Source organism: Pantoea sp. R102, from assembly GCF_004916815.1.
Classification (GTDB): Bacteria; Pseudomonadota; Gammaproteobacteria; order Enterobacterales; family Enterobacteriaceae; genus Pantoea; species Pantoea dispersa.
On sequence record NZ_SDFT01000032.1, the window covers coordinates 19,031 to 28,647 of the forward strand.

The window sequence follows — 9,617 nt, forward strand, 5'->3', positions numbered from 1 at the left end:
ATCGCACTTCGCCAATTTATATACTGATCGGTACATATAATTTTAACGCCAGGCGCGCGCCTCACCTGCACGCTGATGACATCGGGAACGCTGATTGTGACGACTTTGAATACCGCCGCGGATAAAACCCGGCCGCTACCGCTGGGCGCGCTGCTGGCGCTGGCCATGACCGGTTTTATCTGCATTATCACCGAAACCTTACCGGCCGGACTGCTGCCGCAGATGGCGGCGGGCCTCGGCGTTTCCACCGCGCTGGCCGGGCAGACCGTAACCGTTTATGCGCTTGGCTCGCTGCTGGCGGCGATTCCGCTGACCATCGCCACCCAGGGCTGGCGCCGCCGTAACGTGCTGTTGCTGGCTATCGTCGGTTTCCTGATTTTCAACTCCATCACCACGTTCTCGACCCACTTCGCATTGACGCTGGTGGCGCGCTTTTTCGCCGGCGCAGCGGCGGGACTCGCCTGGAGTCTGCTGGCCGGCTATGCGCGGCGCATGGTGCCGGTCCATCAGCAGGGCAAAGCGCTCGCCGTAGCGATGGTCGGCACACCGATTGCGCTGGCGCTGGGTGTTCCCGTCGGCACCTGGCTGGGCACGGCGGTGGGCTGGCGCACGGCGTTCGGCATCATGTCAGCGCTGACGCTCCTGCTGATCGGCTGGGTGCTGCTGCGGGTGCCTGACTATCCGGGACAAAGCAGCGATCAGCGTCTGCCGCTGCGCACGGTGTTCATGACGCCAGGCGTGCGCCCGGTGCTGGGCGTGGTGCTGGCGTGGATGACGGCGCACAACATTCTCTACACCTACATTGCGCCGTTCGTTAGCCAGGCGGGCCTCGCCGGACAGGTGGACAGTGTGCTGCTGGTGTTTGGCATCGCGGCGCTGGCGGCTATCGGCCTGGCCGGTCGCCTCGTCGATCACCACCTGCGCGTCGCCGTGCTCGGCAGTCTGGCGCTGTTTGCGCTGGTCTCGCTGCTGTTCATCTGGCTGGCGCGCTTGCCGCTGCTGGTTTATGTCGGCGTGGCGCTGTGGGGGCTGACGTTTGGCGGGGCGGCCACGCTGCTGCAAACGGCGCTGGCGGATGCGGCGGGCGAGGGCGCGGATGTGGCGCTGTCGATGAATGTGGTGGTGTGGAACAGCGCGATTGCCGGCGGCGGTCTGGCCGGTGGCGTGTTGCTTACCCATTGGGGCGTGGCGTCTTTCCCGCTGGCGCTGCTGTTGCTGCTGGCGGTTGGCTTCCTCATCGCACTGCAGGCGCGTCAGCACGGTTTCCAGGCCGGGGCGCGGCACCAGCGCGTACAAGGTCACTGACCTGCCGGGCTGACTTAAAAAATTTAACCCACTGTTTTAAATGGCATTATGACAAAATGGAGATCAATCACGTGTTCAAAAAATTACTGTTAACCCTGCTGCTTGCCTCGGCCGCGCTGTTTTCCGCCGCCAGCACTGCCGCGGATGAATTCCCGCTGCCCGCCGGTTTTACCAGCAGCTATCAAACTGTGGATGGCGTGCGCCTGCATTATGTGAAGGGCGGCAGCGGACCGCTGGTGTATCTGGTACACGGTTTCGGACAGACGTGGTACGAGTGGCACCAGCTGATGCCGGAACTGGCAAAAAACCACACCGTCGTGGCGGTGGATCTGCCGGGGCTGGGGCAGTCTGACGTGCCGCATTCGTATCGCGCCACCGATGTCGCGCCGCTGCTTTATCAGCTGGCACAACAGTTCGCCGGCGGCAAAAAATTCGACCTGGTGGCGCACGACATTGGCATCTGGAATACCTATCCGCTGCTGGTGAAACATCAGGACAGCATCCGCCGCGCCATCTTTATGGAAGCGCCGATCCCGGATGAAAGCATCTATCAGTTCCCGGCCTTTACGCCTGAAGGCGAATCCCTGGTGTGGCACTTCAGCTTCTTTGCGGCGCAGGGACAGCTCGCTGAACAGCTGATCGCCGGTAAAGAGCGCCTGTTCTTCGAGCATTTCATCAAAGAACATGCCGCCAACAAAGCGGTGTTCACCCCGGCGCTGCTGGATCTTTACAGCAAATCCTATGCAAAACCGCACAGCCTGAATGCCGCCTTTGAATATTACCGGGTGCTGAATCAGGGAGTGGCGGACAATAAAGTGCTCTCCCGCGAGAAAATTGCCGTGCCGATGCTGGCGATTGGCGGTGGCGGTCACGGCGGACTGGGTGCTTATGAGCAGCAGGTGGTCAGCCGCTACGCCTCGCAGGTCACCGGCAAAGTGTTACCTGGCTGCGGTCACTGGTTACCTGAAGAGTGCCCCGCGCCGCTTAATGCGGCGGTGATGGAGTTTCTCGCGTCCGGGGATTAACGCGGTGCGCAGGCCAGTTTTAGCGCTGGCCTGCGTTGAGGTGAGCGCCTCAGGCTTTATTCAGGCAGCACTGCTTAAACTTTTTGCCGCTGCCGCACGGGCAGGGATCGTTGCGGCCGGTTTTTTCACCGGCAAAATGCGGCAGCTGCGGGGCCGGATCGGGCTGCGCCATGCGCTGTTCCTGCCAGTATTCGTGCAGTTCCAGCGCCGCCGGGCGAATCGCCTCGATGCTGGCCTCAAACGCGTCCGGGGTGAAGGCTTCACGCTGTGCCAGCTGTTCTTCACTGCCGTGCAGCGCAATCGCCTGCAGCGCCGGTTGCTGTGCCGCCGGCAGCTGCGACCAGTCTGCATCCAGCGCCACGCCGCGCATATAGCCGTAGCACCAGTCTTCCACCACGGTAAACAGCTGGCCTTCCATCTCCTGCTCGCCGAACAGCGGATCAAACTGCTCTGGGTACTCCGCCAGCCGCTCGGCGATGTCGTTAAAGTGCTGGAAGGTCAGCGCCATGAAGCGGTCCATTTCGCGCGCGTTCGCCCACTGAGGAATCTTCTTCTCACCGCCCCAGATCGCCACCAGCCATTCGCTCGGTTCGATATCGTTCGGGCCGGAGAGCAGGGCGGTCAGCATGCCGTCCAGTTCGGCGGTGTCCACCACGGAGTGTTCGTTGCCATATTTTTCCAGCATGTCATCAAGCCAGTTCAGCTCTTTTTCGGTTAACGGACCCTGATTCATCCGGCGTCTCCTGCGGTGTGCATTGGTGGGCAAAAATTGCTGGGCGCGATTATAGCGGCAGCGCGCCTGATTTACCGCTTTTTGCATATCGATAGCCGAAGTGCGCCTAAAAAGGAATCGCCATAACTTATCGCGCAACAGTATTGGCGGGAAACGGCGGCGAATGTCAGCGTAAACGCAGGATTTACCGATAGCGAGGAGACAACATCATGGCGGATACCCTGCCAGTACTGGATCTGGCCCTGCTGGAACTACCGGACGCAGAGCAGGCAGCTTACCTGGCACAGCTGCGGGAGACCGCGCGTGACGTCGGTTTCTTCTATCTGGTTAATCACGGCATCAACCCGCAACTGCTGCACAACGTGCAGAGTATCACGCGGGCGTTTTTTGCCCTGCCGCAGGCGGAGAAGCAGCGCGTGGCGATGATCCACTCGCCGCATTTTCGCGGCTACAACCACGCCGGCGTGGAATACACCCGCGACCAGCGCGATCAGCGTGAACAGTTTGATATCGGCGCCGAACGCGCGGCGCTGACGCTGCAGCCGGGCGATCCGGCGTGGAAACGGCTGCAGGGGCCCAACTTATGGCCGGAGGCGTTACCGCAGCTGCGTCCGGTGATGCACGCCTGGCAGCAGGCGATGACCGCCATCGCGCTGCGCCTGCTGCGGGCCTTTGCCAAAGCGCTGGCGCTGCCGCCGGATGCGTTCGACGCGCTGTATGGCACCCAGCCCAATGAGCACATCAAGCTGATTCGTTATCCCGGTCAGGTGGCAGAAGCCAGCCAGCAGGGCGTCGGCGCGCACAAAGACTCCGGCTTCCTCACCTTTTTGCTGCAGGACGATCAGCCCGGTTTACAGGTGGAAGTGTCACCCGGTCACTGGGTGGATGCGCTGCCAAAGCCGGGCGCGTTTGTGGTCAACATTGGCGAACTGCTGGAGATTGCCAGCAATGGGTATCTGCGCGCCACCGTGCACCGCGTGGTGTCGCCGCCGGCTAATCGTGAACGCGTGTCGATCGCTTTTTTCCTCGGTGCGCAGCTGGATGCCGAAGTACCGCTGTATCAGTTGCCGCCGCAGCTGGCGGCAGAAGCCCACGGCCCGACCAGCGATCCTGACAATCCGCTGCTGCGCGAAGTGGGCTGGAACTACCTCAAAGGGCGTCTGCGTTCCCATCGCGATGTGGCGCAGCGCTATTACGCTGATGCATTAAGCACAGTGAAATCATAAGAAACGTAAGGAAAGCCCATGCAGAAAACGATGATAGCGTCACTGGCCCTGATGACCCTGTTCAGCAGCGTGGCGTCCGCCGCGGCACTGCGCGTGGCCGCCGATCCGGTGCCGCACAGTGAGATTCTCAACTACATCAAACAAACCGACAAACAGCTCGATCTGAAGGTCATCGAGCTTAACGGCAATTTAAACGCCAACGAGCTGCTGGCGCGTGGCGACGTCGATGCCAACTATTTCCAGCATGTGCCTTATCTGCGCGATCAGGAAAAAGCGCTGGGCGAAAAATTTGCCGTGGTGGCGACCGTGCATATTGAGCCACTCGGGATTTACTCGCACAAAGTGAAATCACTGAAAGATCTGCCGGATGGTGCGCAGGTGGCGGTGCCCAACAACGTCACTAACCTGAGCCGCGCGCTCTATCTGCTGCAGGCCAACGGCCTGATTACGCTGAAAAGCCGCAGCGCCAGTACGCTGGCGACCACGGCGGATATCAGTGACAACCCGCACCATCTGAAGATCATTGAAGTTGAAGCGCCGCAGCTGCCGCGCGCGCTGGATGATGCGCAGCTGGCGATTATTAACGGTAACTATGCCCTGCAGGCCGGGCTGGTGCCGTCAAAAGACGCGCTGGCGCTGGAACAGGCAAAGGATAATCCGTATGCCAACGTGCTGGTCACCACGCCAAAGCTGGCCAGCGACCCGCGCATTCTCGCGTTAGCGAAAGATCTCGAATCAAAACAAACTGCTGAATTTATCAACCAGCACTACAAAGGATCGGTTATCCCGGTTAATCAATAATGCCCGGCGCCACCAGCGGCTGACAGGTGGCGCACCCGCTGTTCTGTGGTATATTTCGCCACCAACACCAGTGGCACCTGCTGCATAACATAAAAAATAACTTATCAATTGATGGCTACTTCCCGCTTCGTCAGACTTCAGCGGCTGACGCTTTCTCGCGCATGGTTTCACCTGCGGCTGTCAGCCCTGTGTCTGCTGCTCAGCGGCTGCGGAACGCTGTCGCAAACGTCCGCGCCGGTGGGCGATCGCGTCTATCTTTCCCACGCCTCCTTCCATGAAAACGTCGATGACATTGTGCGCCACTACATGCAGCAAAAGCAGGTGACCGGCATCAGCATCGCCATTATTCACCAGCGCGGCGCGCCGCAGTTTTACAGCTATGGCGTCACCGATGCGCGTCAGCGTTATCCCATCACGCCGGATACGCTGTTTGCGCTGGGCTCGCTGAGCAAAGGCGTTACCGCAGAGGTCATTATCGGGCTGGTGGATCGCGGCGAGCTGCACTGGAACGACACGCTGGCCACGCTGCTGCCGCGCGGCGTGCCGCTGAGTGAGGATGCAAAACGTATCACGCTGCTGCAGCTGGTCACGCACACCTCAGGGCTGCCGCGTCAGGATATGGATCTGCCGATGTTCCTGAAATTTATGGCTTACCTGCGCAGCGGCGAAAATTTTTACGGCAATCTGGATAGCGATGCCGTGCTGAGTTATCTGGCCGATTTCAGCGCCCCCGCGCACCCGGCGGCGCAGTACTCCAATCTCGGCTATGCGCTGCTGGGCTATATTCTGCAGCATCGCCTGCATCAGGACATTGAAACGCTGGCGCAGCATCAGCTGTTTGGTCAGCTCGGCATGACCAGCAGCAGCTTCCATCCGCAAACCCTGCGCGGCTATCCGTGGCGCGCGCTGGGCCACGCCGGCGATCAGCCGAAACTGATCGCGCGTGGTCAGCTGACGCCGGACTGGGCCTTTCGCGGCAATATGGTGGCGGCCGCCAGCCTGTACAGCAATGCGCGCGATCTGATTCGCTACCTCGATGCGCATCTGCACAGCGATGCACACGGCGCGCTCGGTCAGGCGCTGGCGCAGGTTAATCATCCTTATGAGCAGCATGGCAACCAGGCGCAGAATATCGCCTGGGTAACCGATACCTATGGTCAGCAGCAGATCACGTATCAGGTGGGGTATATTGGCGGTTATGCCAGTTTTATCGGCTACGATCGCGCCCACGGCAATGCCATCGTGGTGCTGCAGAATGCCTTCAACTGGAGCAACTATCTCGGCATTGCGCTGCTGCGTGATTTGGCGCGTAAAGATCGCCGGGATATGAACACGGTTGCTTGCAATTTTGCTGCTCAGCAAAGCGCGCCGCCTGAGGTATGCTGTGGAGCGAAATTTGACGCGCTAAGCGCGGCGCGGGAACCTTCCGCACGTGGCGCTTGTCAGTAAATGGGACAGTTAAATAATTAACCAGAGTGGAAATCACCAATGCGCAGGACACACGTCACCCTTCTTTCAGCAGGAATTTTTCTGGGCGCTTTAAGCCTGACGCCAGCAGCACTGGCAGAAGGTGAGCAAACCGATAGCGTACCGATGCCGCCGCAGGTGCAGCAAACCGCACCGGACGCCTCAGCGCCAGCGGCCACCAGCGATGCGCCCGCCAGCAGTGAACCGGCAGAATCCAGTGGCGATGTTGCGCCGATTCGCCCGTCACAAAACGGTCCGGGTGAAGCGCCATCCGCCGCCAATAATTACGATCTGCACACCATCATCATCGATTACAAAGAGTATAAAGTCGGTGACGTCGTGCCGGATGAGTACCGTAAAAAGCAGTACACCATCGTTGAGTGGCAGCCGCGCCACCTGCCTGCACCGCAGGAAGGCACGCACTGGGCTTACATCAACGCTAACTACATCCTGATCACCGACGACAGCGGCAAGATCGTGATGGGCAAATCCGGCGACATTTTCTTCAAGGGTTAATGCCCGGCAGCAGGCGCGCTAACTGCGCCACGCCTGCCATTATCTGACTGGTGCTGGTATTACCGTATCCCAGCACCAGTCCCTGCTGTTTTTGCCCGCCCAGATAAAAGCCTGACAGCGCGCCAGGCGCATAGCCATGGCGAAACAGCTGCGCCGTCAGCGCCACATCATCCACCGTATCCGCCAGCGGCAACACCAGATGCATACCGCACTCACCGCCCAGCAGCGGCACCTGAGCACCAAATGTCTCCTGTAGCGCAGCCCGCAGCGTGGCCTGCCGCTGACGATACAGGCGGCGCATTTTGCTCAGGTGGCGATTGAAATCCCCGCTGCGTAGAAACAGCGCCAGCGCCTGCTGTTCCGGCCGGTTACCGCCGCGTAACAGCTCATGCAAGGCTGGCCGCAGCCGCGGCAGTAGCGGCGCGGGCAGCACCATGTAGCCGATGCGCAGCGCCGGAAACAGGGTCTTGCTGAAGGAGCCGATGTAAATCACCGGTGTCGGCTGCGCCATGCCCTGCATCGCGGCAATGGGCTCGCCGCTGTAGCGAAAATCGCTGTCGTAATCATCTTCGATAATCCACGCCTGATGCCGCTGTGCCGCCGCCAGCAGCGCCAGCCGGCGCGCGGCGCTCATGATCGCTCCGGTGGGATACTGATGCGTCGGCGTGGTGTAAATCAGCCGCGGCGGGCGCTGCTGCCAGTCCTGCGCTGTCGGTGCCAGTCCCTGCGCATCCACCGCAATCGGCTCGATCTGCAGATCGCCGAGGCGCATCGCCGCTTTGGCGCCGCGATAGCCCGGCTCTTCCACCCAGCCGGTGTCACCACGATTGGTGAGCAGCGCGACGCATAGCGTCAGCGCCTGCTGCGCGCCTTCGGTAATCACAATCTGCTGCGGCGCACAGCGCACGCCGCGCGCCAGCGCCAGATGCTGCGCCAGCGCCTCACGCAGCGCCAGCTCACCCAGCGGATCGCCGTAGCCCAGCAGCTGTGCCTGCTGCGCGGTTTGATTGAGCGCGCGACGCCACTGCGCCAGCGGGAAATGCGCCAGCGCCGGCGTGCTCGGGCGCAGCGCCAGCTCCTGGCTGGAGAGGCGATGCAGCGAGTGCAACCCGGCAGCGCGCGCGGAAACCGGCCAGTCGGCGCTGTCGTCGGACGCCTGCGCTGGCAGCGGCGTGTGCGCCAGTCGGCTGACGCGGCTTCCCTGGCGGTCGCTGAGGATAAATCCTTCCGCCTGCAGCTGTGACCAGACGGCGATCACCGTATTGCGCGACACCTGCAGTTCAGCCGCCAGCTGGCGGGTCGCCGGCAGGCGCGTGCCCGCCGCCAGCTGACCATTCAGTATCGCCTGGCGCAGCCGCTGATACAGCTGCTGTTGCAGCGTCAGGCTGCCGTCGGCCTCTAACGGTGCCAGCAGCAGCGAATGCCGGTTTAATGCGCGCATTGGCGCCTCCGTGGATCTATCGATTTGTCACATTGTGGCGCTTTTTCCTGAACCAGCAAAGTGGCACGCTGCACGCTGTCACTCTCACACAGAAGGAATCGCCGTATGTCATCGCAGACCAATCGTTATGGACAACCCATCGGCCCGGCGCTGGAGGCGTGGCAGCCGCGCCCGCTGCCGCAGGGGCAGATTTTCACCGGACAATATTGCCGGCTGGAGCCGCTGGATGCCGCACGTCACGGTCACGAGCTGTATGCGGCTTATGCGCTGGCGGAAGATGACCGCGACTGGACCTGGCTGCCGGTCGGGCGCTTTGACGATGAAGCGTCTTATCTGGCGTTTGCGCAGCAGTGCCAGCAGAGTCCGGATTACCTGCACTTCGCGGTTATTGACCGGCAAAGTGGGCAGGCGGTCGGCTCGCTGGCGCTGATGCGCATTGAACCGCAGCACGGCGTGATGGAGGTCGGCTTTGTGGTGTTCTCTCCGCTGCTGAAGCAAACCCGCATGGCCACCGAAGCCCACTATCTGCTGATGCGTTACGCCTTCGAACAACTTGGCTATCGTCGCTACGAGTGGAAATGCGACAGCTGTAACCAGCCGTCGTACAACGCCGCACTGCGGCTGGGCTTCCGTTATGAAGGCACGTTTCGTCAGGTGGTGGTGTATAAAAATCGCAGCCGGGATACCGCCTGGTTCTCTATCATCGACAGCGAATGGCCGCAGGTGAAGCTGGGCTTTGAGCGCTGGCTGGCGGCAGACAATTTCGACGCCCGTGGGCAGCAACGCGCCAGGCTGGAGACATTACGTCAGGCCTGACGCGCGCGCCGGGCTGGCTACCCGGCTAACCGGCAAAAATATATTTGGCGGCTGACAACACAAAGGCGCTGGCCATGGCCATCATCAGCCGCCGATGCCAGAGATTATCGCGTTTGAGCTCATTGAAACCGAGCTGCATGCGATGGTCGAGATCCAGCAGGCGCTCATCCACTTTTTCAAAGCGTTTATCAATTTGCCTGAATTGCTCATCCATCTTTTCAAAGCGTTTATCAATTTGCCTGAATCGCTCATCGATTTGTTCAAAACGCTGATCGATTTTCCTGAAT

General features: G+C 60.9%; 9 protein-coding genes and 1 pseudogene. 7 read left to right on the forward strand and 3 right to left on the reverse strand.

Annotated features, from left to right (window positions below; genetic code table 11):
- Window positions 1-165 precede the first annotated feature (165 nt).
- Together ERD80_RS04220 and ERD80_RS04225 are read left to right on the forward strand one after the other, a co-directional pair.
- A complete protein-coding gene (locus ERD80_RS04220; RefSeq protein ID WP_241798649.1) occupies window positions 166-1,305 on the forward strand; it encodes an MFS transporter in 1,140 nt (379 codons plus the stop codon).
- A 71-nt stretch (window positions 1,306-1,376) separates the two neighbouring features.
- Window positions 1,377-2,330, forward strand: coding sequence for an alpha/beta hydrolase (locus ERD80_RS04225; protein ID WP_136545864.1), 954 nt, complete (start codon window positions 1,377-1,379; stop codon window positions 2,328-2,330).
- Window positions 2,331-2,379: 49 nt separating this feature from the next.
- Here the strand turns inward: ERD80_RS04225 and ERD80_RS04230 are convergent, their stop codons facing one another.
- Window positions 2,380-3,063 carry a YecA family protein gene (locus ERD80_RS04230; protein WP_088516721.1) on the reverse strand — a complete coding sequence of 228 codons (684 nt, stop codon included), beginning with the start codon at window positions 3,061-3,063 and terminating at the stop codon, window positions 2,380-2,382.
- 206 nt (window positions 3,064-3,269) lie between these two features.
- On the opposite strand from ERD80_RS04230, the gene ERD80_RS04235 reads away from it, so the two are divergent.
- From ERD80_RS04235 to ERD80_RS04250, 4 genes are all read left to right on the forward strand, one after another.
- On the forward strand, window positions 3,270-4,289 hold the full coding sequence (locus ERD80_RS04235) for an isopenicillin N synthase family oxygenase (protein ID WP_059011109.1): 1,020 nt from the start codon (window positions 3,270-3,272) through the stop codon (window positions 4,287-4,289).
- Between the two features lie 18 nt (window positions 4,290-4,307).
- Window positions 4,308-5,090: a MetQ/NlpA family ABC transporter substrate-binding protein gene (locus ERD80_RS04240; RefSeq protein ID WP_136545868.1), complete on the forward strand. Its 783-nt coding sequence runs from the start codon at window positions 4,308-4,310 to the stop codon at window positions 5,088-5,090.
- A gap of 111 nt (window positions 5,091-5,201) precedes the next feature.
- Window positions 5,202-6,539: a serine hydrolase domain-containing protein gene (locus tag ERD80_RS04245; RefSeq protein WP_248295822.1), complete on the forward strand. Its 1,338-nt coding sequence runs from the start codon at window positions 5,202-5,204 to the stop codon at window positions 6,537-6,539.
- Window positions 6,540-6,578: 39 nt separating this feature from the next.
- Window positions 6,579-7,073, forward strand: a complete 495-nt coding sequence (locus ERD80_RS04250) for an RcnB family protein (RefSeq protein WP_031279558.1) — start codon at window positions 6,579-6,581, stop codon at window positions 7,071-7,073.
- Here ERD80_RS04250 and ERD80_RS04255 read toward each other — a convergent pair.
- Entirely contained in the window at window positions 7,063-8,514 is a 1,452-nt protein-coding gene (locus tag ERD80_RS04255; protein ID WP_059011106.1) for a PLP-dependent aminotransferase family protein, read from the reverse strand. The two genes, ERD80_RS04250 and ERD80_RS04255, sit on opposite strands and share 11 nt — an antisense overlap.
- Before the next feature lie 105 nt (window positions 8,515-8,619).
- On the opposite strand from ERD80_RS04255, the gene ERD80_RS04260 reads away from it, so the two are divergent.
- Window positions 8,620-9,330 carry a GNAT family protein gene (locus ERD80_RS04260; RefSeq protein WP_136545870.1) on the forward strand — a complete coding sequence of 237 codons (711 nt, stop codon included), beginning with the start codon at window positions 8,620-8,622 and terminating at the stop codon, window positions 9,328-9,330.
- Window positions 9,331-9,355: 25 nt separating this feature from the next.
- On the opposite strand, the pseudogene ERD80_RS22405 reads toward ERD80_RS04260, so the two are convergent.
- Window positions 9,356-9,617, reverse strand: a pseudogene (locus ERD80_RS22405) (hypothetical protein); the annotation flags it as partial.